Source organism: Streptomyces sp. NPDC006691 (assembly GCF_042869955.1).
Classification (GTDB): domain Bacteria; phylum Actinomycetota; class Actinomycetes; order Streptomycetales; family Streptomycetaceae; genus Streptomyces.
The window spans coordinates 77464-104442 of record NZ_JBIAGW010000024.1; the positions used below are offsets into that span (position 1 = coordinate 77464).

General features: G+C 71.7%; 20 protein-coding genes. 14 read left to right on the forward strand and 6 right to left on the reverse strand.

Translation table 11 applies throughout. The features are described 5' to 3' along the window. Positions 1–98: 98 nt before the first annotated feature. From ACFYNP_RS33965 to ACFYNP_RS33975, 3 genes are read right to left on the reverse strand one after another with little or no spacing between them, the layout of a single operon-like run. Positions 99–1391, reverse strand: coding sequence for a coenzyme F420-0:L-glutamate ligase (locus ACFYNP_RS33965; protein WP_388791021.1), 1293 nt, complete (start codon positions 1389–1391; stop codon positions 99–101). After that, positions 1388–2344: a 2-phospho-L-lactate transferase gene (cofD, locus tag ACFYNP_RS33970; RefSeq protein ID WP_388791023.1), complete on the reverse strand. Its 957-nt coding sequence runs from the start codon at positions 2342–2344 to the stop codon at positions 1388–1390. Before cofD ends, ACFYNP_RS33965 begins: the two co-directional genes overlap by 4 nt. 12 nt (positions 2345–2356) lie before the next feature. Next, positions 2357–2860, reverse strand: a complete 504-nt coding sequence (locus ACFYNP_RS33975) for a cysteine dioxygenase (RefSeq protein ID WP_388791025.1) — start codon at positions 2858–2860, stop codon at positions 2357–2359. A gap of 716 nt (positions 2861–3576) precedes the next feature. Here ACFYNP_RS33975 and ACFYNP_RS33980 point away from each other — a divergent pair. The 3 genes from ACFYNP_RS33980 to ACFYNP_RS33990 all read left to right on the forward strand — a co-directional run bounded on the left by ACFYNP_RS33980 (position 3577) and on the right by ACFYNP_RS33990 (position 9524). Further along, positions 3577–3840: a WhiB family transcriptional regulator gene (locus ACFYNP_RS33980; RefSeq protein ID WP_053723761.1), complete on the forward strand. Its 264-nt coding sequence runs from the start codon at positions 3577–3579 to the stop codon at positions 3838–3840. A 258-nt stretch (positions 3841–4098) separates the two neighbouring features. After that, a complete protein-coding gene (locus ACFYNP_RS33985) occupies positions 4099–7977 on the forward strand; it encodes a glycosyltransferase (protein WP_388791027.1) in 3879 nt (1292 codons plus the stop codon). Continuing rightward, positions 7974–9524: a DUF5719 family protein gene (locus ACFYNP_RS33990; RefSeq protein WP_388791029.1), complete on the forward strand. Its 1551-nt coding sequence runs from the start codon at positions 7974–7976 to the stop codon at positions 9522–9524. The genes ACFYNP_RS33985 and ACFYNP_RS33990 overlap by 4 nt, the downstream gene beginning before the upstream one ends. 61 nt (positions 9525–9585) lie before the next feature. Here the strand turns inward: ACFYNP_RS33990 and ACFYNP_RS33995 are convergent, their stop codons facing one another. Then, entirely contained in the window at positions 9586–10062 is a 477-nt protein-coding gene (locus ACFYNP_RS33995) for a metallopeptidase family protein (RefSeq protein WP_388791049.1), read from the reverse strand. Between the two features lie 398 nt (positions 10063–10460). Between ACFYNP_RS33995 and ACFYNP_RS34000 the strand changes: the two genes are divergently transcribed. The 6 genes from ACFYNP_RS34000 to ACFYNP_RS34025 all read left to right on the forward strand — a co-directional run bounded on the left by ACFYNP_RS34000 (position 10461) and on the right by ACFYNP_RS34025 (position 16515). Further along, a complete protein-coding gene (locus tag ACFYNP_RS34000) occupies positions 10461–10880 on the forward strand; it encodes a DUF3499 domain-containing protein (RefSeq protein WP_388416356.1) in 420 nt (139 codons plus the stop codon). 167 nt (positions 10881–11047) lie between these two features. Further along, the gene (locus ACFYNP_RS34005) at positions 11048–12409 is read left to right on the forward strand and encodes a phosphomannomutase/phosphoglucomutase (RefSeq protein ID WP_388791031.1); all 1362 of its coding nucleotides are present in this window, start codon (positions 11048–11050) and stop codon (positions 12407–12409) included. A gap of 284 nt (positions 12410–12693) precedes the next feature. After that, complete coding sequence (locus tag ACFYNP_RS34010) at positions 12694–12876, forward strand: Trm112 family protein (RefSeq protein ID WP_100574222.1); 183 nt, start codon at positions 12694–12696, stop codon at positions 12874–12876. A 63-nt stretch (positions 12877–12939) separates the two neighbouring features. Continuing rightward, the gene (locus ACFYNP_RS34015) at positions 12940–14067 is read left to right on the forward strand and encodes an SIS domain-containing protein (protein ID WP_388791033.1); all 1128 of its coding nucleotides are present in this window, start codon (positions 12940–12942) and stop codon (positions 14065–14067) included. Between the two features lie 243 nt (positions 14068–14310). Then, positions 14311–15477: a mannose-6-phosphate isomerase, class I gene (gene manA, locus ACFYNP_RS34020; protein ID WP_388791035.1), complete on the forward strand. Its 1167-nt coding sequence runs from the start codon at positions 14311–14313 to the stop codon at positions 15475–15477. 78 nt (positions 15478–15555) lie between these two features. After that, positions 15556–16515, forward strand: a complete 960-nt coding sequence (locus tag ACFYNP_RS34025; RefSeq protein ID WP_388416344.1) for a cation diffusion facilitator family transporter — start codon at positions 15556–15558, stop codon at positions 16513–16515. A 644-nt stretch (positions 16516–17159) separates the two neighbouring features. Here ACFYNP_RS34025 and ACFYNP_RS34030 read toward each other — a convergent pair. Further along, positions 17160–19373: a fructose-specific PTS transporter subunit EIIC gene (locus ACFYNP_RS34030; protein ID WP_388791037.1), complete on the reverse strand. Its 2214-nt coding sequence runs from the start codon at positions 19371–19373 to the stop codon at positions 17160–17162. A 414-nt stretch (positions 19374–19787) separates the two neighbouring features. On the opposite strand from ACFYNP_RS34030, the gene ahcY reads away from it, so the two are divergent. From ahcY to ACFYNP_RS34045, 3 genes are all read left to right on the forward strand, one after another. Next, positions 19788–21251: an adenosylhomocysteinase gene (gene ahcY / locus ACFYNP_RS34035; protein WP_388791039.1), complete on the forward strand. Its 1464-nt coding sequence runs from the start codon at positions 19788–19790 to the stop codon at positions 21249–21251. Between the two features lie 762 nt (positions 21252–22013). Beyond that, the gene (locus ACFYNP_RS34040) at positions 22014–22634 is read left to right on the forward strand and encodes a hypothetical protein (RefSeq protein ID WP_388416334.1); all 621 of its coding nucleotides are present in this window, start codon (positions 22014–22016) and stop codon (positions 22632–22634) included. A 119-nt stretch (positions 22635–22753) separates the two neighbouring features. After that, a complete protein-coding gene (locus tag ACFYNP_RS34045) occupies positions 22754–23608 on the forward strand; it encodes a class I SAM-dependent methyltransferase (RefSeq protein WP_388791051.1) in 855 nt (284 codons plus the stop codon). 732 nt (positions 23609–24340) lie between these two features. On the opposite strand, the gene ACFYNP_RS34050 is transcribed toward ACFYNP_RS34045, so the two are convergent. Next, positions 24341–25417 (reverse strand): RDD family protein, encoded by a 1077-nt coding sequence (locus tag ACFYNP_RS34050; protein ID WP_388791041.1) that lies wholly within the window; start codon positions 25415–25417, stop codon positions 24341–24343. A 128-nt stretch (positions 25418–25545) separates the two neighbouring features. Here ACFYNP_RS34050 and ACFYNP_RS34055 point away from each other — a divergent pair, with 128 nt between their 5' ends. Together ACFYNP_RS34055 and ACFYNP_RS34060 are read left to right on the forward strand one after the other, a co-directional pair. Then, positions 25546–26553 carry a stage II sporulation protein M gene (locus ACFYNP_RS34055; protein WP_388416827.1) on the forward strand — a complete coding sequence of 336 codons (1008 nt, stop codon included), beginning with the start codon at positions 25546–25548 and terminating at the stop codon, positions 26551–26553. Between the two features lie 164 nt (positions 26554–26717). Continuing rightward, a complete protein-coding gene (locus ACFYNP_RS34060) occupies positions 26718–26933 on the forward strand; it encodes a hypothetical protein (RefSeq protein ID WP_388791043.1) in 216 nt (71 codons plus the stop codon). Positions 26934–26979 lie beyond the last annotated feature (46 nt).

The following is a 26979-nucleotide window of genomic DNA, read 5'->3' on the forward strand; positions in this document are numbered from 1 at the left end:
GTCGGAGGGCGCCCGCAGAGAGTGCGCCCAGCGCCCTCGGCCCACCCCGGGCTCCGCGCCCAGCGCCCTCGGCCAACCCCGAACCCCGCGCCCCGCGCTCAGCGCACCTCGATGAACGCCGAGGCCTCCCGCGCGGGCCGCTCCCGCGGCGGCTCGGCCGCATGGCCCACCGCCACCGCACCCATCGGGTCCCAGCCCTCGGGCAGGCCGAGCGCGTCCCGTACGACATCGCGGCAGAACATCGTCGAGGACACCCACGCCGAGCCGAGCCGCTCGCCCGCGAGGGCCACCAGGAAGTTCTGTACGCCGGCGCCCATGGCGACCACGAACATCTCGCGCTCGGCACCGTCCCGGCGGGCGTCGCCGTAGCTGTGCGAGCCGTCCATCACCAGGCAGGGGACCACCAAGTACGGCGCGGCGCGCAGGACTTCGCCCCGGGCGACCCGCTTGGCGATCGACTCCTCGGACTTGCCGTCGCGGCGCAGATCCGCGATCCAGGCGTCCCGCATCGCGTCGAGCAGCCGGGTGCGGGACTCCTGGGATTCGAGCAGCACGAACCGCCAGGGCGTCGTGTGGTGCGGGGCGGGCGCGGTCACCGCGGCCGCCACCGCGCGCCGCACCGCGCCGGGGTCGACGGGCTCGTCCGTGAACGCCCGTACCGTACGCCGCTGGGTGACCGCCTCCCGTACCGCCTCGGAAGTGCCCAGCCGGAACATGTCGTCGACGGCCGAGCGGACCAGCTCGCGGGCCGCGCCCTCGCCCGCCAGATGTCCGAGCCCGCGGACCACGGCGACCGGCAGCCCGCCGGCCTTGCCCTTCACCAGGTCACCGGCGGCGGCCAGCTCATCGGCGAGCGCGATCACCGTCGCGCTCAGTGGATTGCCGTGCGCGTCCGTGCCGCCGCGCAGATCGTCCAGGACGCGTACGCCGCTGGCGCCGATCGCCACGTCCGTCAGACCACTGCGCCAGGGCCGCCCGAAGGTGTCCGTGACGATCACGCCGACCTCGACGCCGAGCGTGTCGCGCAGCCCGGCGCGGATCGCGGCCGCCGAGGCGTCCGGGTCCTCGGGCAGCAACAGGACGGTCCCGGCGGGGGTGTTGGAGGCGTCCACCCCGGCCGCGGCCATGACCAGGCCCTGCCGGTTCTCTACGATGCGCAGGGTGCCGCGCCGCGCGACCACCCGTACCGTCTCGGCGTCGATGGCGGCCTCGCGGTCGGCGGCCTCGGTGATCCGGCCCTCCGCCTTGGAGACGATCTTCGAGGTGACGAGCAGGATGTCGCCGTCGGCGAGGCCCGGTTCGGTCGCCGCGATCAGCTTGGCGAGGTCGTCGCCGGCCCGTACCTCGGGCAGGCCCGGCAGCGCCCAGACCCGGAAGGAGGCGGGGCTCACGCGCGGACCTCCTCCGCCAGCGTGAGGGCCTCGCGGGCCATCGCGGCCGTCGCGTCGAGGTCCGTCATCATCAGCGGCACGGCCCGGCAGCGGATGCCCGCCTCCTCGATCCGGGCCACCGATCCGGCGTCCACGGTGTCGACCAGCCAGCCGTCGAGCAGACCCGAGCCGTAGTGCTCGGCGACCGCCGCCGCCGTGGACTCCACGCCGACCGCCGCGAGCACCTTGTCGGCCATGCCGCGCACCGGGGCGTCGCCGACGATGGGGGAGAGGCCGACCACCGGCACGCCCGCCTCGGCGATCGCCTCGCGGATGCCGGGCACGGCCAGGATGGTGCCGACCGAGACGACCGGGTTGGACGGCGGGAAGACGATGACGTCGGCCGCGGCGATGGCTTCGAGGACGCCGGGCGCGGGCTTGGCCTGCTCGGCGCCGACCGGCACCACGGCCTGCGCCTCCACGGAGGCCCGCAGCTTCACCCAGTACTCCTGGAAGTGGACGGCCTTGCGCTCGCCGTCCACGTCGACGGCCACGTGCGTCTCGACGCGGTCGTCGGACATCGGGATGAGCCGGACCCCGGGCTGCCAGCGGGCGCACAGCGCCTCGGTGACGGAGCTGAGCGGGTAGCCCGCGCCGAGCATCTGCGTACGGACGATGTGGGTCGCGAAGTCCCGGTCGCCGAGGCCGAACCACTCGGGGCCCACGCCGTAGGCGGCGAGCTCCTCCTTGACCGTGAAGGACTCGTCCGTACGCCCCCAGCCCTGCTCCTCGTTGATGCCACCGCCCAGCGTGTACATCACGGTGTCGAGGTCGGGGCAGACCTTGAGGCCGAACAGATGGATGTCGTCACCGGTGTTGCCGATGACGGTGATGTCCGCGTCGGGGGCGGCGGACTTGAGACCACGGAGGAAGCGGGCACCACCGATGCCGCCTGCCAAGACCACAATGCGCATGCACAGAGTGTGTCAGGCGGGTACGACATCCTGGGCCGCCGGGGAGGCCTCGCCGGCGTACATCGCCATGTCGGTCAGGCCCGGGTAGTACACGTGCAGGCTGACGGCCGGCTCCAGGGAGTCGTTGACGACGTCGTGGACGTAGCCCGGCGCGAACACCTGCTGGGACCCGTCGGACAGCCGCCGTACGCCCCGGTCCGTGCGCTCGGTCAACTCGCCTTCCAGGACGGTCAGTACGCCCGAGGACGCGCCGTGGTCGTGGGCGCCGCTGCCCTGCCCGGGTACCCAGGACAGCAGCCAGACCTCGTAGCCCGGCCCCGTGCGAAGGCGGTGGTACCAGCGCGAGACCGCGTCGTACTGGACCAGGTGGGCCCACTGGGAGCGGTCGGCGGCGATGGCGCGGGCGAGGCCGACGAACTCGGCGACCGTGGCGGGGTGCTCGCGGGCGGGCTGGAGGAGGTGCTGGACCTCCAGGATGTCGCCGGCGATCTGGAGGTCGCTGTGGCTGCTGTTCATGGTGCGGGGGTTCCTCGGCAGAAGTGCTGGGGTGTCGCAGATGAGATGTCTCGCAGAACAAGGAGACGGCGGCCGTCCGGACGCGGGGCGTCCCGGGGAGGCGGGGGAGGAGCTGGTGCGCGGGTGGGAGAAGAGGCGCGCGATCAACAGCTGGAACAGCAACAGCGAGCCTGGACAGCGCTGCGGAACCCACGGACGTGGGTCGCTCGGTGCGCTGCGGTGGCTGACATGCGACCCAGGAGACCGGGTCGGTGGGGGCGTTGTCAACCCAATGACCGATTTGGCGGCATTGTTTCACCTCATCCGGTTACTGGGCCCGGAGAAAGGTTTGTGCAGTCGCGGGGCGGGAGATGTGGCGCAGCAACCGCGTATTAAACGCCATTGCCTTCTCGTGATCCGAATGTGATCCGGGCCGCTTTCTGGGTACTGGCGCAACAAGATCAACACTCGTCTCGTCCTCATCTGTAGTCACAGCCGAGCGGGAGTCGGGTGGATCGGCAGGAAGCGACGGTGGCGTGGGCCCGTGGCATGTGTCACCTTTTTGCCGATTTGAACACTTTCCGCATAGCCTTGGTTCCGCAGAGTGAATACGGGGCCCAATAGCAGATCTCGGCTTGACTGGCCCGGATCCACACACTTGTAATTTCACTCGTGTCGTTCGGCCGGATTCGGTAACGGCAACATCACGGGGCAGCAAAGACAGACGAGGGGCGCACATGACCGAGCTGTTTCAGGAACTGCTGGTCGACGAGGCCGAAGAGGAGCTCGGCTGGCAGGAGCGGGCCCTCTGCGCCCAGACCGACCCCGAATCCTTCTTCCCCGAAAAGGGCGGCTCCACCAGGGAGGCCAAGAAGGTCTGCCTCGCCTGCGAAGTCCGCTCGGAATGCCTTGAGTACGCACTCGCCAACGACGAGCGGTTCGGCATCTGGGGCGGCCTGTCCGAGCGTGAGCGCCGCCGCCTCAAGAAGGCCGCGGTCTGAGTCCGCCCCACCTCCGCGGAGTTCCGCCGCCTGACCCCCGGCGAGCTCCCCCGGGCGACCAAACCGCCCAACTCCGTACACAACCAACGGTCCGCCCCCTGCACCCCGTCCGCAGGCGGCGGACCGTTTGTGTGGCAGCCGTTAGTGTGGGGCGCTGTCCACGGCACTCCGGTTCACGTCAGAGCCCGTCTCGCAACACCGGCCGCGCCGACCGCAGTCAGCACAGCAGCCTTTTGGGGCGGAGGGGCCCGTACCTCGATGTCCGTGCACAGTCAGTCGACGGCCTCGTACGAGACGGCCGCGACTCCCGAGTTCCCCCGACACGTCGTCACCGCCGTCGTCGTCTCGCACGACGGGGCGCGTTGGCTCCCCGACGTCCTGGCGGGGCTCCTCGGCCAGGAACGCCCCGTACAGAACGCCTACGCCGCCGACACCGGCAGCGCCGACGACTCCGCCCGCCTGGTCACCGAGGCACTCGGCGCCGAACGCGTCCTGCACCTCGCCCGCCGCACCGGCTTCGGCGCCGCCGTCGAGGAGGCCGCCCGCACCGCACCCGTGCTCGGCCCCGAGGAACTGCCCTACCTCAAGCGCCCCAGCGGCTGGGACCCCGTCTCGCGCACCTGGCGCGACGACAGCTACGACCTGCCCGAACTCCCGCACGGCGAGCCCGTTCAGTGGCTCTGGCTGCTGCACGACGACTGCGCGCCCGAGCCCGACGCGCTCGCCGAACTGCTGCGCGTCGCCGACTCCAACGAGCACGCCGCGATCGTCGGGCCCAAGCTCCGCGGCTGGTACGACCGCAAGCAACTCCTCGAAGTGGGCGTCTCCATCGCCCACAGCGGGCGCCGCTGGACCGGCCTGGACCGGCGCGAGCAGGACCAGGGCCAGCACGACCAGGTGCGGCCCGTCCTGTCGGTCTCCTCCGCGGGCATGCTGATCCGCCGCGACGTGTGGGACGAGCTCGGCGGCTTCGACCGCCGGCTCCCCCTGATGCGCGACGACGTCGACCTGTGCTGGCGCGCGCACGCCGCCGGGCACACCGTCCTCGTCGCCCCCGACGCCGCGGTCCGCCACGCCGAGGCCGCCGCCCGCGAGCGCCGCACCGTCGACTGCGCGGGCCGCTCGGTCGTCAACCCGCACCGGGTCGACAAGGCCGGCGCCGTCTACACCATGCTCGTCAACTCCCGTCCCGCGCTGCTCCCCTACGTGGTGCTCCGCATCCTGGTCGGCACGCTCCTGCGCACCGTCGCCTACCTCGTGGGCAAGGTGCCGGGCCAGGCCGTCGACGAGGTCATGGGCCTGTTCGGCACCCTGCTGCGGCCCGGCCGGATCCTCGCCGCACGCAAGCGGCGCGGCAGGAGCGGCGTCGAGGCGAGCGAACTGCGCCCGCTGTTCCCGCCGCCCGGCGCCACCGTCCGAGCCACCGTCGAATCCGTCGCGGGCAGCCTCGGCGCGGGCACCGAGGACACCGGCGGCTCCCGGCACGGCGCCGTCGAGTCGGGCCCCGGCGGCGACGACGCCGACTTCCTGGAGATCGAGCAGTTCGCCCGCCTGAAGAAGATCGCCCGCAAACCCGCGCCGGTCCTCTTCGCGCTCCTCCTGCTCGTCTCCCTGGTCGCCTGCCGCAATCTGCTCGGCGGCGGCACCCTCATGGGCGGCGCCCTGCTGCCCGCGCCCGACCACGTCGGCAGCCTGTGGGGCCGCTACGCCGACGCCTGGCACCCCATCGGCGCCGGCGGCACCCAGACGGCGCCGCCCTACCTCGCGATCATCGCGGTGCTCTCCGCGCTGTGCTTCGGCTCGACCGGCTTCGCCCTGACCCTGCTGCTCGTCTGCTCGGTCCCGCTGGCCGGGCTCACCGCCTACTTCGCCTCCCGCCCGCTCGTCGCATCGCGCCAGCTGCGCGCCTGGGCGGCCATCGCCTACGCCTTCCTGCCCGCCGCCACCGGCGCGCTCGCCGCGGGCCGCCTCGGCACCGCCGTGCTCGCCATCCTGCTGCCGCTGATCGCCCGGGCCGGGGTGAGCGCCGCCGGGCTCCGCGCCGAGGGCGCGCGCGGCAGCTGGCGCGCGACCTGGACGTACGCCCTGCTCCTGACCGTCGCCACGGCGTTCACCCCCGTGGTGTGGCCGGTCGCGGTGCTGCTCGGCCTCGGCGTGCTCGCGCTGCGCCGCGCCGACATCACCGCGTACGGGCTGCGCTTCCTGGCCGCCGTCGGCACCCCGGTCCTGATGCTCGCGCCCTGGTCGCTCACCCTCCTGACCGGCCCGTCCGGCTTCCTGAGGGAAGCGGGCCTGGAGTACGGGGACGGCTCGGCCGGCGCGCTCGACCTGCTCGGGGCCAGCCCCGGCGGGGCCAAGACGGTCGGCGGGCTCGTGCTCATCGGATTCGTCGGGGCGGCGCTCGCGGCGCTGCTCCGCTCGGAGCGCACCTTCGCCATCCGTACGGCCTGGGTGGTCGCGCTCACCGGCTTCCTCTTCGCGATCCTGTCCAACCGCAGCGCCTGGGCGGGCCCCGCGACGCTCGTCTACGGGCTCGCGCTGCTCGCCGCGGGCGCGATCGGCGCCGAGAACGGCCGCACCCGGGTCGCCGGGCACGGCTTCGGCTGGCGCCAGCCGGTCGCCGCGCTCATTGCGCTCGCGGCCGCGCTCGGCCCCGTCTACTCCGCCGCGAACTGGATGATCGGCGGCGCCGACGGCCCGCTCAAGCGGCGCGACCCGGTGCAGGTCCCGGCGTTCGTCGCCGAGGAGAGCGGCACCCGCGACCAGGCCCGCACCCTGGTCCTCGGCGGCACCTCGCCCGCCAAGGTCGCCTACACGCTGGTGCGCGGCTCGGGCGGACAGCTCGGCGACGCCGAACTCGCCGCGTCCGGCGGCGGTGACGCCGGGCTCGGCAAGGTCGTCTCCAATCTCGTCGCGGGCTCCGGCGCCGACCAGTCGAGCCAGCTCAGCGGCTACGCCGTGCGCTATGTGCTGGTCCGCGACGGCGCCCCCCGCGCGTTCGCCCGCACCCTGGACGCCACGCCCGGCCTGAGCCGGCTCAGCCAGCTCGACGGCAGCGCGCTGTGGCGGGTGGACCGCCAGGTGGCCCGCGCCGTGATCGTCCCGGCGAAGGGCGGCGAGAGCCTGCCGGTCGCAGCGGACCCGGTCGACATCCACACCAAGGTCCCGGCCGGCGAAACGAGCCGCGTCCTGCGCATCGCCGACAAGGCCGCCCCCGGCTGGACCGCCACGCTCGACGGCAGGGCGCTCAAGAAGACCACCGTCGACGGCTGGGCCCAGGGCTTCGAATTGCCCTCCGACGCGGGCAAGTTGGACGTCACCTACGACGCTCCGCTCACCCACACCCTGTGGATCTGGACCCAGGTCGCGCTCGCCCTCGTCCTCTTCGTCCTCGCCCTGCCCGGCCGCCGCCGCCGGATCGACGACGACCTGCCCGAGGCGAAGGAGCTCATCGCGGCCGTCCCGGCGCAGCCGGTCCCGGGCGAGGGCCGCCGGGCCCGCAGGCTCCGCGCCCAGGCCGAGGCCGAGGCCGTCGAGCCCCTGGACGGCGAACAGGCCGCCCCCGGGGCCGAGTTGCCCGCGCAGCCCGCGTACGGGGAGTGGGACGCGGCACAGTACGCCACCCCATCCCCGGCCGGCGCCACCGAGCACGACCAGCAGGCGCAGCAGGGTTACGACCCGTACCAGCAGCAGTACCCCGGCTATCAGCAGTACCCCGAGGGCCAGTATCCCGAGGGCCAGTACCCCGAAGGGCCGTACGTCCGGGCTCCCGAGGGCCAGGCCCCCGACGGCCAGTATCCGGACGGCCAATACCCCGACGGCCAATACCCCGACGGCCAATACCCCGACGGCCAATACCCCGACGGGCAGTACTCCGACGGCCAGTACGCCCCGGCCTCCTATCCCGACCAGCAGGCCTACCCCGATCCCGGCTACCCCCAAGTGCCGGGGGCGGACGGTCGGTTCGGGCAGGGGCAGTATCCCGACGGGCAGCCCCAGCCGGGCTACGACCCCTACCGGCAGCCGGGGGCCGAGGAGTTGCCGCCCGAGGGCCAGTACGACCCCTACGGCTACGGATATCCGCCCGAGCACCCCGAGCAGCAGCCGCCGCACCGCCCCGACGGGAGCCAGCAGTGAAGCGCACCACCCTCTCCCTCGCCGCGGGGGCCGTCGCGCTCGCCGCCCTGACCGGCTTCGCCTCGCTCACCGCGCCCGCCGGCTCGGCCGACACCGGCGCAAAGGCCCCGGCCCGGCTGCCCGTCGAACGCACCAGCCTGCTCTGCCCGGCACCCAGCAACTCCGACCTCGCCCAGACCACGTACACGGCGTTCACGCCCAAGGGCGCGGCGACGGGCGGCTCGGCGGCCAAGCCGGGCACGGCGGCGCTGACCCCGGCGGTGCCGCCGCCCGCCGACTCCGGCGCGCCCGCCACCGACAAGGGCAAGGACGGCAAGGGCAAGAAGGCCGACAAGCCCGCCTCCGACAAGCCCGTCATCTCCCTCAAGGAGCCGGGCAAGCCGGCCGCCGCCACCGCGAACGGCTCCGACGCCCCGGCCCTGACCGGCTCGGCCGACGGACTGCTCGCCCCGGGCTGGGCCGCCCAGCTGACCACCCAGATCACCGGCGGCGTCGGCCGCGCCCTGCTCGGCACCACCTGCACCGCGCCGGACGCCGACTTCTGGTTCCCCGGCGCCTCCACGGCCAAGGACCGTCAGGACTACGTCCACCTGACCAACCCGGACGACACGGCGGCCGTCGCGGACATCGAGCTCTTCGGCAAGGACGGTGCCATCAAGACCGACACCGGCGAGGGCATCACGATCCCCGCCAGGTCCAGCGTTCCCGTCCTCCTCTCCACACTGACCGGCACGGTGGCCGACGATCTGACGGTGCATGTCACCACCCGGGCCGGCCGGGTGGGCGCGGCGGTGCAGGCCACCGACGCGAAGGCCGGCGCGGACTGGCTGCCCGCGTCGGCGGAGCCGGCCGCCTCCCAGGTGCTTCCGGGCATCCCGGGGGACGCCACCGACGTCCGCCTGATCGTGCACGCCCCGGGCGCGGACGACGCGGACCTCAAGGTGAAGCTGGCGGGCAAGGGGGGCAGCTTCACACCGGCGGGCCTCGACACCGTCCACGTGAAGGCGGGGATGACGGCGTCCTTCGATCTGAAGAACGTCACACGGGGCGAGTCGGGTTCCCTGTCGCTCACCCCGAATGCGGACGGTGGCACTCCGGTCGTCGCCGCGCTGCGTGTGGTCCGCGGCACCGGCGACAAGCAGGAGACCGCCTTCATCCCGGCGGCGGCCCCGGTCGGCGCCCGCGCCACGGTCACCGACAACCGCGACAAGGCGGCCACGCTCGCGCTCACCGCACCGGGCCCCAAGGACGCCTCCGTGAAGGTCACCTCGTCGGCCGGCACCGAGGGCGGCGAGCCGCAGTCCAAGACGTACACGGTGAAGGCCGGCACCACCCTGGCCGTCGACCCGCAGGTCCCGGCCGGCCTCAAGGGCTCGTACGCGCTGACCGTGGAGCCCGATCCGGCCGGCGGTCCCGTCTACGCCTCGCGCACCCTGGCGATCACGCAGGACGGGGTCCCGCTGTTCACGGTGCAGACGCTGTCCGACGACAAGGGCACGGTCGCGGTCCCGGCCGCCGCCCAGGACCTCACGGTCCTCGGCAAGTAGCGGGCGCGGTCCGAACGGACGCGGGACCCGGGCGCCGGGCCCCGGGACCGAGCCCCAGGGCTCAATCCTGCCCGTACCGCGGGTCGACGGACTCCGGTGCCAGGCCCAGGAGTTCGGCGACCTGCTCGACCACGACCTCGTGGACGAGCAGGGCACGCTCGTCCCGGTTCTTGGTACGGATCTCGACCGGCCTGCGGTAGACCAGGATCCGCGCCGGGTGGTCCTTGCCGGCCGCGAGGGCACGCCCCAGCGGCACCGCCTCGTCGCTCCAGGGCGGGTCTGTGTCGTCGTCCGCGCCGCCGGGGGCTTCCTTGAACGGTACGTCCGTGACCAGGAACTCCACCTCGGCGAGCTGCGGCCAGCGCCGCTCCAGGCGCTCCACGGAGTCGAGCACGAGATCGCGGAAGGTCTCGGCCCTGCTGGCCGACAGCGGCACCTGGGGCGGGGCCACGGGCCCGCGCATGCCACGGCCGTGCCGGTCACGGCGCCGGGGCCCCGTACGGGGGCCAGTTCCTTCGGCTGAGCTGGAGCTGTCCATCACTGACGCAGCGTAGCCCTCCGGGCCCGTCGACGATCGCGCCGACGGCTCCACCGGGTCCATGTCGAGGCCATGTCGAGCCCATGTCGGCGGGTACGTCGAGCTCATGTCGGCGGGCATGCCGAGCTCATGTCGGCGGGGTACGTCGAGCCCATGTCGGCGGCACGGTGGGGGCACTTCGGAGGCATGTCGCCGGATGACCGTTTCGGCCACGCGTGAGAGCGGTTACCGGCCCGTCCAGGCCCTAGGATTTCGCGTGGTTTGACCGAATCGTTCCCAAGTGGCGCTCGCCAGAAGGCCGGTAACCCCCCGTGGCTCTCTGTTCCCGTGCAGGTCAGCGCAGTTGCTCCGACACCTCCTGTGCCCGAGGTCACACCGCGACACGGGGGAGTGAGCTGGTGGAGAGTCGTCGCGGCCCGGTCAAGAGTGCGGTACCGTCCAACGTCGTGAGCCCTGTACGTCGCTGTTCGCGCACCGCGTGCGGCCGCCCTGCCGTCGCGACACTGACGTACGTCTACGCGGACTCGACCGCAGTTCTCGGTCCGCTCGCCACCTACGCCGAGCCCCACTGTTACGACCTGTGCGCCGAGCACAGCGAGCGCCTCACCGCGCCTCGCGGCTGGGAGGTCGTCCGCCTGACCGACGCCTCCGCCCCGACCCGCCCCAGCGGCGACGACCTGGAAGCGCTTGCCAACGCCGTACGGGAAGCCGCCCGCCCCCAGGAGCGCGCCGCCGAGGCCGGCGGAGCGCGCGCGGCGGACCCCGTCGAGGTCGGCCGCAGAGGCCATCTGCGCGTCCTGCGCTCGCCCGAATCCTGACCCCGCGTCCGGCGCCACCGTCAACCCCACAGGTATCTCGGCCGAGTTGGCACAGTCGGCCGCGGGTCCACCGGAGCCATGGCCTGCGCCCGGTCGGCGCCGGGTAGTTTGGGAGCCCGGCCGGTGCTCCGCGGAGGGCGTCGGCGACGACATCAGGGAAGGTTGCCGTGGCTGCTGATCTGTCGCAGATCGTGAAGGCGTACGACGTCCGCGGAGTGGTGCCGGATCAGTGGGACGAGTCCCTTGCCGAGCTGTTCGGTGCCGCGTTCGTCACCGTGACGCAGGCCGACGCCATCGTCGTCGGTCACGACATGCGGCCCTCGTCGCCCGGCCTCTCGGGGGCCTTCGCGCGCGGCGCGGCCGCCCTGGGCGCGGACGTCACCCTCATCGGGCTCTGCTCCACCGACCAGCTGTACTACGCCTCCGGCGCGCTCGACCTGCCGGGCGCGATGTTCACCGCCTCGCACAACCCGGCCCGCTACAACGGCATCAAGATGTGCCGCAAGGGCGCGGCCCCGGTGGGCCAGGACACCGGTCTCGCGGAGATCCGCGAGCTGGTCGAGCGGTGGTCCGAGCAGGGCGCCCCGGCCGTCGCGCCGAAGGCGGGCACGATCGTCGAACGCGAGACGTTGACGGACTACGCGGCCCATCTCAAGTCCCTTGTCGACCTCACCGCCATCCGCCCCCTGAAGGTCGTGGTCGACGCGGGCAACGGCATGGGCGGGCACACCGTGCCCACCGTGTTCGAGGGCCTGCCCCTCGATCTGGTCCCGATGTACTTCGAGCTCGACGGCACGTTCCCCAACCACGAGGCCAACCCCCTCGACCCGGCCAACATCGTGGACCTCCAGGCCCGCGTCATCGCCGAGGGCGCCGACCTCGGCCTGGCCTTCGACGGCGACGCCGACCGCTGCTTCGTCGTGGACGAGCGCGGCGAGCCGGTCTCTCCCTCCGCGATCACCGCCCTGGTCGCGGCCCGCGAGCTGGCCCGCCACCCCGGCGGCACCGTGATCCACAACCTGATCACGTCCTGGTCGGTCCCCGAGGTCGTCCGCGAGAACGGCGGCACGCCCGTCCGCACCCGCGTCGGCCACTCCTTCATCAAGCAGGAGATGGCCGCCACCGGAGCGATCTTCGGCGGCGAGCACTCCGCGCACTACTACTTCGCCGACTTCTGGAACGCGGACACCGGCATGCTGGCCGCGCTCCACGTCCTGGCCGCGCTCGGCGGCCAGCAGGGCACCCTCTCCGCCCTGGTCGCCCAGTACGACCGGTACGCGGGCTCCGGCGAGATCAACTCCACGGTCGACGACCAGACGGCCCGCGCGGCCGCCGTCCGCGCCGCCTACGAGGGCCAGGAAGGCATCACCCTGGACGAGCTCGACGGCCTGACCGTCACCGCCCAGGACTGGTGGTTCAACCTCCGCGCCTCCAACACCGAGCCGCTGCTCCGCCTCAATGTCGAGGCACGCGACGCGGCGACGATGGCGAAGGTCCGGGACGAGGTCCTGGCGATCGTCCGGGGCTGACCCGGGAGGGGCCGTCCCGGGAGGGGCCGTCCCGGGAGGGGCCGTCCCGGGAGGGCCGGCCCGGAGGCGGGGCGAGGGCGGCCGGGCTGCCCGCGCCCCGCTGCCCGCGCCCCGCCGCGCGCGGGCGGCTGTCCGGGCCGTCGCCCGGTCCCGGGAGCCACCCCTTTCACGGGGCACGCAACCCGCCGGGCCCGGCGGTAGGCTGACCTGGCCCGACCCCGCGCGCGTCGCGGACGCGTACGCGATGCGCGACCACGGAACGAAGTACCGCCGAAGGGAACCCCATGCCGCTCGAAGCCGGCCTCCTTGAGATCCTCGCCTGCCCGGCCTGTCACGCGCCGCTCAGCGACGCGACCGCGGCGGACGAGCCCGAGCTGATCTGCACCGGCAAGGACTGCGGCCTCGCCTACCCCGTCCGCGACGGCATCCCGGTCCTCCTGGTGGACGAGGCCCGCCGCCCCGCCTGAACCGGGTACGAGCCCCGCCCGCGCAGTCCCGGTACACCCCAGCAGAGCCGGAGGCCGACCCCCATGCTCGACGAGTCGCTGCTTGACGATCCGGAAGCCCTCTCCAGGGCCGACCGCCGCGGGCTGCTCCGCGGCGCGGCCGAGGCGGGCGCCCGCGTCCGCACCGCGGCCCGGCACGCGGCCGAGGCCGGCATCGCCGAGCTGAAGCCGGAGGGCCGCCCGCGGTCGGTACTGATCGCCGGACCCGGCACCGCCGCGGCCGGCGTCGCCGACCTGGTGACGGCGCTCGCCGGCGCCTCGGCCCCGGTCACCCGCCTCGAATCCACCGGTGTCGCGCCCGCCGCCGGCGCCCTGCGCTGGACGCTGCCGGGCTGGGCCGGCTCCGTGGACCTGCTGCTCATCACCACCACCGACGGCAGCGAACCCGGCCTCGCCCTCCTCGCCGAGCAGGCCTACCGCCGGGGCTGCAACGTGGTCGCCGTCGCCCCTCGGCGCTCCCCGCTCGCGGAGGCCGTGGACGGCGTGCACGGCCTGGTCGTACCGATGGCCTCGGCCCCTTTCGAGCCCGACGAGGCGGAGATGTCGGCGGCGAGCCCGGGCGCGCTGTGGTCGCTGTTCACCCCCCTGCTCGCGCTGCTCGACCGGGTCGGTCTGCTGAGCGCACCCCCCGAGACCGTCGAGAAGATCGCCGCCCGTCTGGACCGCACCGCCGAGCGCTGCGGCCCGGCGATCGCCATGTACGGCAACCCCGCGAAGATGCTCGCCTTCGAGCTCGCCGAGTCGCTTCCGCTGATCTGGACCGAGGGGGTGGGCGCGGCTCCGGCCGGGCGCCGGTTCGCCGCCGTGCTGAGCGAGCTGTCCGGCCACCCCGCGTTCGCCGCCGCCCTGCCCGAGGCACTGCCCGCGCACGGCGTGCTGCTCGCGGGTTCGCTCGCGGCCGGCGCCGACCCGGACGACTTCTTCCGCGACCGCGTCGACGAGCGGGAGCGGCTGCACGCCCGGGTCGTCCTGCTGCGCGACCGCCCGGCCGGCGGCCTCTCCGCGGCCCCGGCCGCCCGGGAACTCGCGCTGAGCCACGACACGCCGATCAGCGAGCTCGAACCCGAGGAGGGCACCGAGCTCGAACGCCTCGCCGAACTCCTCGCCATCGCCGACTTCGCGACGGTCTACCTGACCATCGCGTCGACCTGACCCCGCCCGAGCGAACCGGGCGGGTCCGCCCAGGGACAGGGCGCGCCTGCCATCACCCAGCCGTCCCCCGGAAAGCCGGGAGGCGGAACGTCTCCCGGCCCGAACCGAACCCCGACCGAACCGAATCGACCGAACCGAACCGAATCGGCTGAACCGAGTCGACCCGAATCGGACCGACCGAATCGACCCGAATCGGACCGGACCGGGCCGGACCGGTAACCGAAAGCGAACACAGGACGACCCATGGACCGTCTCACCAACACCATCCGTCCCTACGCCTGGGGCTCCACCACCCTCATCCCGGAGCTCCTCGGCACCGAGGCCACCGGCGAGCCGCAGGCCGAGATGTGGATGGGAGCCCACCCGGGAGCTCCCTCCCAACTCGATCGCGGTGCCGGCGCGACATCGTTGTCGGACGTGATCGCGGCGGACCCGGCGGGCGAACTCGGCCGCGCCGCGGTGGCCCGGTTCGGCCCCCGGCTGCCCTTCCTCCTCAAGCTCCTCGCCGCGGGCGCCCCCCTCTCCCTCCAGGTCCACCCCGACCTCGCGCAGGCCAAGGAGGGCTACGACGCCGAGGAGCGGGCCGGGGTCCCGCTCGACGCCCCGCACCGCAACTACAAGGACGCCAACCACAAGCCCGAACTCATCTGCGCGCTCACACCCTTCGAGGGCCTGTGCGGCTTCCGCACCCCCGAGGAGGCCGCGCGCACGCTGGCCGCCCTGGAGGTCGACTCGCTCAAGCCGTACGTCGACCTGCTGCGCGCGCACCCCGTCGAGGCGGCCCTGCGCGAGGTCCTCACGGCCGTACTGACCGCGGACCGCGAGGAGATGGCGGCGACGGTGACCGAGACGGCCGCCGCCTGCGCACGCCTCGGCGGCGCCCCGTACACCGCGTACGCCTCCCTCGCACACCACTACCCCGGCGATCCGGGCGTCCTGGCGGCGATGCTGCTCAACTACGTCCGACTCCAGCCCGGCGAAGCCCTGTTCCTCGGCGCCGGAGTGCCCCACGCCTACCTCAGCGGCATGGGCGTGGAGATCATGGCCAACTCCGACAACGTGCTGCGCTGCGGCCTGACCCCCAAGCACGTCGACGTTCCCGAACTGCTGCGCGTCGTGCGCTTCGAGCCGACCGATCCGGGCGTGCTGCGACCCGAGGCCTCGCCGTCGGGGGAGGAGCTCTACGAGACGCCGATCGACGAGTTCCGCCTGTCCCGCTTCGTACGGGCGGAGGGCGCGGCCCCCACCGAACTGACGGCGGCGACCCCGCAGATCGTCCTGTGCACCGCGGGCAGCCCCTCGGTCGGGGGATTGACGCTGACCCCGGGTGCGGCCGTATTCGTCCCCGCGGAGGAGAAGTCCGAACTGTCCGGTACGGGAACGGTGTTCCGCGCCACTGTGGTTGCCTGATGTAACAATGTGCCGCCGCGGGGTCCGGCAGGGCCGGTCCCCGCAGAGGGCAACCGACGAAGGGAAGACGGCAACTCCATGAGCGCGTCAGGCGGAACCAAGGCCATCGTGGCGGCGCTGAGCGCCAACCTCGCCATCGCGGTGGCGAAGTTCGTGGCGTTCCTGTTCAGCGGATCGTCGTCGATGCTCGCGGAGAGCGTCCACTCGCTCGCCGACTCGGGCAACCAGGGCCTGCTGCTGCTCGGCGGCAAGAAGGCCCAGCGCGAGGCGACACCCCAACACCCCTTCGGCTACGGCCGCGAGCGGTACATCTACGCGTTCCTGGTCTCGATCGTGCTCTTCTCGGTCGGCGGCATGTTCGCGGTCTACGAGGGCTACGAGAAGATCAAGCACCCGCACGCGATCGAGGCCTGGTACTGGCCGGTCGGCGTGCTGGTCTTCGCGATCATCGCGGAGGGGTACTCCTTCCGTACGGCGATCAAGGAATCGAACGTCACCCGGGGCAAGCTCTCCTGGAAGGAGTTCATCCGCCGGGCCAAGGCCCCCGAACTCCCCGTCGTCCTCCTTGAGGACTTCGGCGCCCTGGTCGGCCTGGTCCTGGCCCTCCTCGGCGTGGGCATCGCCCTGGCCACCGGCGACGGCGTCTGGGACGGCATCGGCACCCTGTGCATCGGCATCCTGCTGATCCTGATCGCCCTCATCCTCGCGTCGGAGACCAAGTCGCTGCTGCTCGGCGAGTCGGCCGGCACGGACGAGGTGGAGAAGATCAAGGCGGCCATCGTGGACGGCGACACGGTGACCTCGGTCATCCACATGCGCACGCTGCACCTCGGGCCCGAGGAACTCCTGGTAGCGGCCAAGATCGCCGTCCAGCACGACGACACGGCCCAGGAAGTGGCGACAGCGATCAACGCGGCGGAGTCCCGCATCCGCGAGGCGGTCCCGATCGCCCGCGTCATCTACCTGGAACCGGACATCTACAGCGCGGAAGAAGCAGCCGCGGGCCCCGACCCGAAGGCAACCCCGGGCGGCCACTGACCCCCTGACTCCCTGACTCCCCCAACCTCGCCGCCCCCGCCCCCGCCCTCCCCCGGGGAGACCGGCAACCGGCCCCCTTCCTTCGCAAGGTCATCGCACCGTCATCGCACGGTGATCGCGGCGCTCGGGGCCAGGGGCGCGTTGCCGCTCGGAGGGGCTCGGGTCTCACCCGGTCACCGGGCCGCGGAAGACACTGGTTCCTCCGCGCTTCCCAGCTTCCCTGGCCCGCGCCCCGGGGGCCAGGCCACCCGGGGCCCGGAGGGCCCGGCGGCAACGGGCAACCGGAGCCCACCCGGCGTACCCGGACTCTCGGCAACTTCAGACCCTCCGGCGTCTGAGGAACGGGGACTCCGGTGGCAGCGCCTCCCGGGACGGCCTTCGAGCGGCCCGAGTGGACGGTCTCACCCGGGGGCCCGGGCGGACGGTCTCACCCGGGGGCCCTACGGGCCCGTGCCGCCGGCCCGCGATGCCGGCCCGTGTCGCCGGGCGGCCCTACGACCCGTACCGCTGGCCCGCGATGCCGGGCGGCCCTACCGGCCCGCCTCACCGGGCCGAGCCCGACTCTCCCCACCCCCGGTGGGCCTGGGGAAGGGGCGGGGCGGGGAGGAAGCCCCACCGCGCCGGCACCCACCCCACCGACCGCCCTACCGAATCTCCCTCAGCACCTCCAGAACCGCCCCCGTATCCGGAGCCTCCAGCAGCCGCCCCCGGAACCCGGGATCCATCAACTTCCGCGACAGCAGCGCCAGAATCCGCAGATGCTCATCGCCCGCCGCGGCCTCCGGCACGGAGATCATGAAGATGAGCCTGGCCCGAGTCCCGTCGAGCGAACCCCACTCGATGCCCTCGGCAGATCGCGCGAACCCCACCGTCGGCGACGACACCGCATCCGTCTTGGCATGCGGAATGGCGATCTCCTCGCCGAGCCCGGTCGTCCCCTGAGCCTCCCGCGCGAGCGCGACCCGTACGAGCTCGTCCACATCCCGTACGTTCCCGGTCGCGGCCAGCATCTCGGCCATCTCCCGAATCGCGGCCTCCTTGTCCTGCGAGGCCAGCTGAACCTTGACGGTCCGACCGGTCAGATACCCGGACAGCACCTCCGGCTCACCACCAGCCACATCAGTAGCACCGGCGGCACCTTCCGCACCGGCGCCGTCCCCCGACGGCTCCGCGGCGGGCGAGAGGGACCCGCCCCCAGAGCCGACACCGGAGCCGATCCCAGACCCGACCCCAGAGCCGACACCGGACTCGCCAACGACCCCCGCATCGACACGAGCCCCGGAACCGACCCCCGTCAGGACGGGCTCGGCAACCAACGAACCCGCACCGGCGGCACCCGCACCGGCGGCACCCGCACCGGAGACGGCCCCAACGGTGGGCCCGACGCCGACCCCGACATCACCGCGCCGGGCGGCCTTACGCCCCTTGAGGTCGATGAGCGCGTTGGTGGTCAACGCGGTGACAGCCGTACCCGCGGCGATGGCCACGAAGAACATCGCCGCTCCTCCCACCGCGCCGAAGAGCGAAACGATCGGCCCACCGTGCGGAACGGAATCCGTGACCCCGGCCACGCCCGCGACCGCACCGGCCACCGCCCCGCCGAGCATGTTCGCGGGAATGACCTGAGCGGGCCGCGCCGCCGCGAAGGGGATCGCGCCTTCCGAGATACCGAAGAAGCCCATGAACAACGCCGCGATACCGGTCTCCCGCTCCTGGTCGCTGTACAGCTTGCGCCGCAGCAGCGTGGCAAGCCCCTGTCCGAGTGGCATGACCGGAATGGCCGCGGCGGCCATACCCATCACCGCGTTGTTCGTGCCGATCAGGCCCACCGCCACGAGGAACGCCGTCTTGTTGACCGGCCCGCCCATGTCGAAGGCGATCATCAGACCGATCAGCGCGCCGAGCACGATCGCACTAGACCCGGTCATCCCGTTCAGCCAGCTGGTCAGATGGGTGAACAGCCAGGAGATCGGCTGCCCGATCACGTAGATGTAGAACAGTCCGAGCGCCAGCGTCGAAACGATCGGGATCACGATGATCGGCATGATCGGCTGGACGAACTTGGGCACCTTGACCTTGCGGATCCACACCACCAGGTAACCGGCGAGGAAGCCTGTCGCGATGGCGCCGAGGAACCCCGCGTTGGCGTCGGCACCGTAGATCGTCACGCCGTCGTACGCGAGGAACCCGCCGATCATGCCCGGCACCAGCGCGGGCCGGTCGCCGAGAGCGAAGGCGATGTAACCGGAGAAGATCGGCAGCATCAGCTTGAAGCCGAGCGTGCCGAGCGCGTTGACGTAGAACCAGAACGAGTCCTTGTCGAACTCGATCCCCTTCGGCGTCGTGTGGCCGCCCAGCGCGATCGAGACCGCGAGCAGCAGACCGCCGACCACCACGAACGGGATCATGTGCGAGACGCCGTTCATCAGCGCCTTGTACGCGGCGCTGCGCTCCTTGCCACCCCCGCCGCTCCCGCTCCCGGCGGCGCCACCGCCGGCCGTGGCCGCATGGCCACCCGTGTGCACGGGCGCGCTCCGCACTTGCTCGATGAGCTGCTCGGGCCGGTGGATGCCGTCGGCGACCGGCACGCTCAGCACCTTCTTACCGGCGAACCGATCGAGCGCGACGTCCTTGTCGGCCGCGATGATGATCCCGTCGGCCTCCCTGACATCGTTGTCATCGAGTACGTTTTCGACCCCGATGGAACCCTGCGTCTCCACCTTCATCTCGATGCCGAGCGCCGCCGCTGCCTGGGCCAGCTTTTCGGCGGCCATATAGGTGTGGGCGATGCCGGTGGGGCAGGCGGTCACCGCGAGCAGCTTCAACTTCCGCTGCCCGTCGCTAGCCGGACTGGTCACGTGGGGGTCTCCTAACGCTTCGCGCCTCGTTCGCGCCTCGTCGCGCGGTTGGTGCGTACGGTCGGCTCGTTTCCCGAGCGCGGCCGACCCAAGCATCTTCCATCAGGTAAGACCCACATCAAAAGTCCGTTAGGCCCCGTTTGGGCCGGACCGTGGTCCCGACTCCGGGGCTTGTTCCAGCGGCGCCTTTCACCCGGCCCCCATGGGTTCGCCCGGCTGATCGGTGTAGATTCGTGACCAGAGCCAGACGTCGCTGCTGATGGCGGTCGGTCGGTCCCATGCGGACCCGGCCGAGGGAGAGAGGGCCTCCGACGGACTGCGCTGCGAGCGCGTTCGGGCACTCCCATGCCCATCGCCGCGCCCGCAGACCAGCCGTACCCACCCTCGAAACCAATCCACGAGGAGCAGCTCACCATGACGACTGTCGCCACCGGCGCCGGCCAGGACTTCAAGGTCGCCGACCTTTCCCTCGCCGCCTTCGGGCGCAAGGAGATCAACCTCGCCGAGCACGAGATGCCCGGTCTGATGTCGATCCGCAAGGAGTACGCCGCCACGCAGCCGCTGGCCGGTGCCCGTATCACCGGCTCGCTGCACATGACCGTGCAGACCGCCGTGCTGATCGAGACCCTGGTCGCCCTCGGCGCCGAGGTCCGCTGGGCCTCCTGCAACATCTTCTCCACGCAGGACCACGCCGCCGCCGCGATCGCGGTCGGCCCGAACGGCACCCCGGACGCCCCCGCCGGCGTCCCGGTCTTCGCCTGGAAGGGCGAGAGCCTCGCGGAGTACTGGTGGTGCACGGAGCAGGCGCTGACCTGGCCGAACACCCCCACCGGCGGCCCGAACATGATCCTCGACGACGGCGGCGACGCCACCCTCCTGGTGCACAAGGGCGTCGAGTTCGAGAAGGCCGGCGCGGCCCCGGACCCGGCCACGGCCGACTCCGAGGAGTACGCCCACATCCTCACCCTGCTGAACCGCACCCTGGGCGAGAACCCCCAGAAGTGGACGCAGCTGGCCTCCGAGATCCGTGGCGTGACGGAGGAGACCACCACCGGTGTCCACCGCCTCTACGAGATGATGCGCGACGGCGACCTCCTCTTCCCGGCGATCAACGTGAACGACGCCGTGACCAAGTCGAAGTTCGACAACAAGTACGGCTGCCGCCACTCCCTGATCGACGGCATCAACCGCGCCACCGACGTCCTCATCGGCGGCAAGACGGCGGTCGTGTGCGGCTACGGCGATGTCGGCAAGGGCTGCGCCGAGTCCCTGCGCGGCCAGGGCGCCCGCGTGATCATCACCGAGATCGACCCGATCTGCGCGCTCCAGGCGGCGATGGACGGCTACCAGGTCACGACGCTGGACGAGGTCGTGGACAAGGCGGACATCTTCGTCACCACGACCGGCAACAAGGACATCATCATGGCCGCCGACATGGCCAAGATGAAGCACCAGGCCATCGTCGGGAACATCGGCCACTTCGACAACGAGATCGACATGGCCGGCCTGGCCAAGATCCCCGGCGTCGTCAAGGACGAGGTCAAGCCCCAGGTGCACACCTGGACGTTCCCCGACGGCAAGGTGCTGATCGTCCTCTCCGAGGGCCGCCTGCTGAACCTGGGCAACGCGACCGGCCACCCGTCCTTCGTGATGTCCAACTCCTTCGCGGACCAGACCCTGGCCCAGATCGAGCTGTTCACCAAGCCGTCCGAGTACCCGACCGACGTCTACGTGCTGCCCAAGCACCTCGACGAGAAGGTCGCCCGCCTGCACCTGGACTCGCTGGGCGTGAAGCTCACCGAACTCCGCCCGGAGCAGGCCGCGTACATCGGCGTCGAGGTCGACGGCCCGTACAAGCCGGACCACTACCGCTACTGAGCCACCATCCCGAGAACCACAGGGCGCCGGGCGGCAGGCCGTCAGGCCCAACTGGCCCCTGTGGTACCGGAGTTGACGGCTCGGCCAGTCAAGCCGGCCAGCCGGCACGGCGCGGGCGCGGCACCGACCACACCCAGCCCCCTGCCGGAGCCACCGCTCTCCCCGGAGTGCGCGGCGTCCCCGGAGCACCTGGCTTCGGCCGGTGGCTTCCGCCGAAGTACGCGGCGCCCGCCGGGGCGCCCAGCTTCGGCGGAAGTGCGCAGCCTCCGCTGGGAGCAGCCGGCTCGACCCGAACCCCCTGCCTCGACTGAGGTCTTGAGCCCGAGCATGAGCCCGAGCCTGGACCAAGGCTTGGGCTCGGCTCGGATTCAGGGCTCCAGCAGCACGGGGTGCGGGGCGCCAGGCACTGAGCTCCAGGCACCCGGCTCCGGACACCGGGTGCCAGACACCAGACACCAGACACCAGGCGCCAGGCGCCAGGCGCCAGGCACCGAGCATCGGGACGTCACCGATACCTGGCACCCGGCACCGATACCTGGCACCCGGCACCGGCACCTGGCACCTGGCACCGGCACCTGGCACCGGACGCCGGCACCGGACGCCGGCACCTGGTGCCGGGTGCTGGCACCCGGCACCGAACGCCGGCACCCGCACCTGGCACGTAATCGGTACTGAGGCAGGCCCCCGCACCCCCGTGACGGGGGCCTGCCCCTACCGCTCCGCACCGAGTCAGCGCCTGACTCCCAAGGACCCCGAGATCCCATGCCCCGCGGCCGATATTCGCTTCACGATCCCCACGACCACACCCCTCTCGGCGAAGAACACTTCCACTGCGCGCCGGGACCTTCCGGCTGGCGCTATGTCTCCCAGCTCACCACCCCCTCCGGAGACCACGCGGGCTCCGTAGACCTCGCACTGGACGAGCTCGGCCGCCCGATCCGCCTCGAACTCCACGCCGCCGCCTGGCAGGTACGAGGCGCCGCGATCGACGGCGTCACCTGGGTCCGTACGGACCCTTCCGGGACCCACGCCACCGAAGGCAATGTGCGCGCCCACGCCTTCGCCGGCAGTTCCCCCGCTTTTCTCGTCGCCACCTCCCGTTTGCTCCGCCTCACCCCCCAGTCCCCGACGACGCGCGTCCGCCTCGTCACCTTCACGGATCCGGTCCTCGCCCCCCTCACGAGCGACCAGTCCTGGGCCCTGATGAAAAGTGAAGCGCACGCCACTGACAATGGCCCCCTGACGGTGGACGAGTACCAGGTCAGCGCCCTGGACACGGGCGAACAGCACACCGTCCACATCGCCGGCGACGTGGTCCTCGCGGCCCCCGGGATCGAGCTGGAGTCGCTGGAATCCCCACCCTCGACGTTCCCAGCGCCGTAGTACGCGTTTCCCATCCGCTCGGGTTGCGGCGCCCAGCATGCTCAAAAGTCGGAGGCGCCAGCGCCATGTGTCTCATACCATCGGCCCGCACCGACCCGTCGAGTATCACCAAGGACTTTGTGAATCACTCCGATCTCCACGCCAAGGCTCCATCGCTCGCGGCTGGCATGGCTGCCGCCGATCACAGCCCGGACGTCCAGCTGTCCCAGACTCGCCACAGAGCCGCCCTCGTGGCGAGCTGGCAGATCGCACCAGGCTCAACCGTCCTCGAACTGGGCTGCGGCCAGGGCGACATGACCGCTGTCCTCGCGGAGGCGGTGGGGCCCAATGGGCGCGTGATCGCCATTGACGTGGCCGAACCCTCCTATGGGTCACCGGTCACGCTCGGGGAATCGGCAGCCCGGCTCGGTGCAGGCCCTCTCGGGTCGCGCATCGACTTCCGCTTCGGCACCGACATCCGCGACCCATCAGTCAACTTCCGCGAAAATACCTTTGACCATGTGGTGCTCGCACATTGCTCCTGGTACTTCGCATCGCTCGGACAACTGCTGGACACACTGGTCCGGGTACGGCCATGGGCGCGGCGACTGTGGTTCACCGAGTGGGACTTGACGCCTGCATCTGGTGATCAGCTGGCGCACTTGCTCGCCGTACTGATCCAGGGGCAGGTCGAGGCCGCAGGATCGCATGGCCAGGGCAACGTCCGCACGCCCTTCTCCCGGGAGGGGCTGCTGCGGCTCCTGCCTGAGGCCGGATGGACAGCCGACGGCGGCAGGTCGGTCGATACCGAAGACCTCCAGGACGGTGACTGGGAAATCGCTGCTTGCCTCGACCTGGTCGGACCGGAGGAGCGTCTGGCCACGCTGCCGGAGCCGGTGCGACAGCTCGTCCTGAGCCAGGCCGACGTTCTCCGGTCCATCGCCAAGCCGAGTGGCAACCGTGCGCTCGCCGCGTATTCGGTCACCGCGAGCTGACATACGTCCCACCGGCTGGCGGCCGGTCACAGTTCAGTCAGATCGGCCGACCCTCGCCCACGTCCGCTTCCAGACCGGGGATGTGGAAGATGTCGGGCGAGCCCCAGGCCAGGACAAGGTGTCCGTGGTCGAGATCCAGCAGAGCATGCACGGCCTCCGCATCGCTATCGACGACGCTGGGGAAGCAGAGGGGCGAGGGGGGATCGGCCGTCGGGCGGTGCCGATTCCTCGGCCGGCTGGGGGTAGCGCCGTCCCGGCCGAGGCGCCTGTTCATGAGGCCGGTGGCCGCCCAGGTGATCGGTGTTTGGGAGGGCCGGACGAGACGTTCGTAGTCCCTCGTGTGGAGCGCGGGCGTGCATCATCCACGCGGGCGACCTCTCGATCCACGCGGGCGACCTCTAAAGACGACCCAGCGGCGGGGTAAGACGACGAAGCCGGAAGCATCCGTGGGGCGGCTGAGCGGCTTGATCGAGAGGCTCACGTGTCGTTTGGCCAGTGGACGAGCCGTTCCGGCCTGCCGTCCGTATGACCCTGCCTGGCACGACGCGCCGCCGAGGAGACCACGGCGTCTGGCCGTATACCCGGGCCTCAGCCGGTCGCCGCAAGCCCGACAGTCTCTGTCCCCGGCCGGCCCGGTGCCCCTGCACACCACGCCGGCGTAGAACGCCAGGCTATTCAGAACCGGGGTGGAAAAGCAGGCATGTGGCCCCGGCCGCCCGGCTGAGCAGAGCACTACGCAGGCGGCGCGAACCCCGTCGACCGCCCGGCACCCGGAGCCGTGGCCACGCCAGGCGGAACCGCAGCCGAACCATGGAGCGGCGCGTGAGCGACCTCGTGCCCCGGACTCTGAGCAGGGCCGTGAGCGGGTCCAGGACCGGGGCTGTGAGCGAGTCCAGGAACCGGACCGTGAACCGCCCCGGAATCCGGACCGAGAACCGCTTCAGGAACCGGACCGTAAGCAGTGCCGGGAAGGGGCGCATGCCCCTGCGGGTTGCCCGCCCAAGGAGCCGCTGCCTGCCCCTGACCGGGGCTCCAGGGCGCCACGCCGGCCACCGCTTGCAGCGGCCCGAACGCCCGCCGCGCATCGCGGGCCTGACGCTCACTCACCACTGCGGCCAGGTAGGCGCCAGGCGGCACGCCCTCCGGACGAGGTGCCCCCGTACAGGCCGCCATGTCCTCGGCCAGGCGGACCGACATCGTCCAGCTCACCTGCGGATCGAGCTGCCCCATCCGCGTCAGGTACTGGCGCACCGCAAGCCAGAGCCCGTCCGGCACACGCGAGAGATCCAGCCCGGCGAACCGCCCCACCAGCCACGGCGGAGGCGGCGGGACGGCTGCCGCCCACCCCGACGACACCCGCTCACGTACGACCAGCGTTCCCGCGAACACGTCCCCGATCCGCCGCCCGCGCTCGGAGACGAGCGACGCGATGCAGGCCACGACGCCGAACGTCACCAGGATTTCGATGACTCCCATGGCCCCGCGCACCAGCGCGTGCCGGAACCGGATCGGCCCGCCGTCGTCCCGCACCACGCGCAGCCCGCAGGCCAGCTTCCCCAACGACCGTCCGTGCGACAGCGTCTCGACCGCGATGGGGCCGCCGACCAGCACGAGCACGAACAGCGCCACCCCTATGGCGGCCTGGGCGGCGCCGTCGAGCGAAGCGGTGGCGAACAACATCACCAGTGAGACCAATATGTACGCCGCCCACACAACGGCGAGGTCAATGACCAGGGCCAGCGCCCGACTCGGCAACCGTGCAGGCCGCAGCCCCAATACGACCGCATCCCCCGTGACCAGCGCGCTCACCCGATACCCCACCCTTCGCAGACGACGGCCTTCCACATCCCTTGGACCGCACAGTCTGCCAAGCTGGCCCGCAGCGCGCCGCAGTAGTACAGACCGTACGCACCCAGTGCCTGGAGCAGCAGCAGAACATGGACCTCGACGTCTTCGTGACCGCCCACCGTGCGGAGTGGGACCGCCTCGAACACCTCCTGCACCGCGGCCGCCGCCTCAGGGGCGCCGAGGTGGACGAGCTGGTGACCCTCTACCAGCGCACGTCCACGCATCTCTCGCTCATACAGTCCACGGCCCCGGACCCCCTGCTCACGGCCCGGCTGACACAGCTAGTGGCACGCGCGCGCTCCACCGTCACCGGCACTCGCCGCGCCACCTGGCGCGACGCGGCCCGCTTCCTCACCGCGGGCTTCCCGGCGGCCGTCTACCGCTCCCGCCGGTGGTGGATCCCAACAGCCCTGGTCTCCATAGCCGTTTCCGCGATCATCGGCTGGTGGATCGGCACCCACCCCGAGGTCCAGTCCGCGATCGCCGCCCCCGACGCCCTTCGCCAGATGACACAGCCGGGCGGCGAGTACGAGACCTACTACTCAAGCCACCCGGCCGCGTCCTTCGCGGCCCAGGTCTGGACGAACAACGCGCAGGCCACCGCGATGTGCCTGGTGTTGGGCGCCTTCCTCGGCATCCCGGTCCTGTGGATCCTTCTTCTGAACATGCTCAACCTCGGTGTCGGCATCGGCCTCATGTCGTCGGCCGGCCGCCTCGACACCTTCCTCGGCCTGGTGCTGCCGCACGGTCTCCTGGAACTGACCGCCGTGTTCGTCGCGGCAGGCACGGGCCTGCGTCTCGGCTGGACCGTCGTGGATCCGGGCCCCCGCTCCCGCCGGTCAGCCCTGGCGGAACAAGGCCGCGCGGCCGTCGGAATGGCGATCGGACTCGCTCTGGTGCTGTTCGTCTCAGGAATGATCGAAGGCTTCGTAACCCCTTCTGGCCTGCCCACCTGGTCCCGTATCGCCCTGGGCATCGCCGCCGAAGTGGCGTTTCTGCTGTACGTCTACGTCCTGGGCGGCCGGGCCGCGCGGGCGGGAGAGGCGGGCGACGTCGAGTCAGCCGCCCGCAGCGCCGAGCTTCCGACGGCCGCGTGATGTGCGCACGACCCCTCTGACCTGGTACTGTCCCCTTCGCCCACAAAAATCGTTGACACGGTTCGCGTGGGGAGGTAGATTTGAACGGTTGCCTCGGGCTGGACAAGCCTGAGCGCACTGGCTAATATCTAGCTCGCTCTCGCTGGAAATTGAATTTCTGAGCGATGAGCCATTCCGACTTCACCATTCGAAGCCACGAAGCCGATTCGGTCGGCCGAAATGCTTCTGATAGAGTCGGGATCACCGAAAAGGGAAACGCGAAAGCGAATATCAATTCGGTAGCCCGCTCCAGCGGGTGGCAGAAACAAGAAATTGAATCTGCTAAGCTGGAAACACGAAATACCGAAGGGAAGCGCCCGGAGGAAAGCCCGAGAGGGTGAGTACAAAGGAAGCGTCCGTTCCTTGAGAACTCAACAGCGTGCCAAA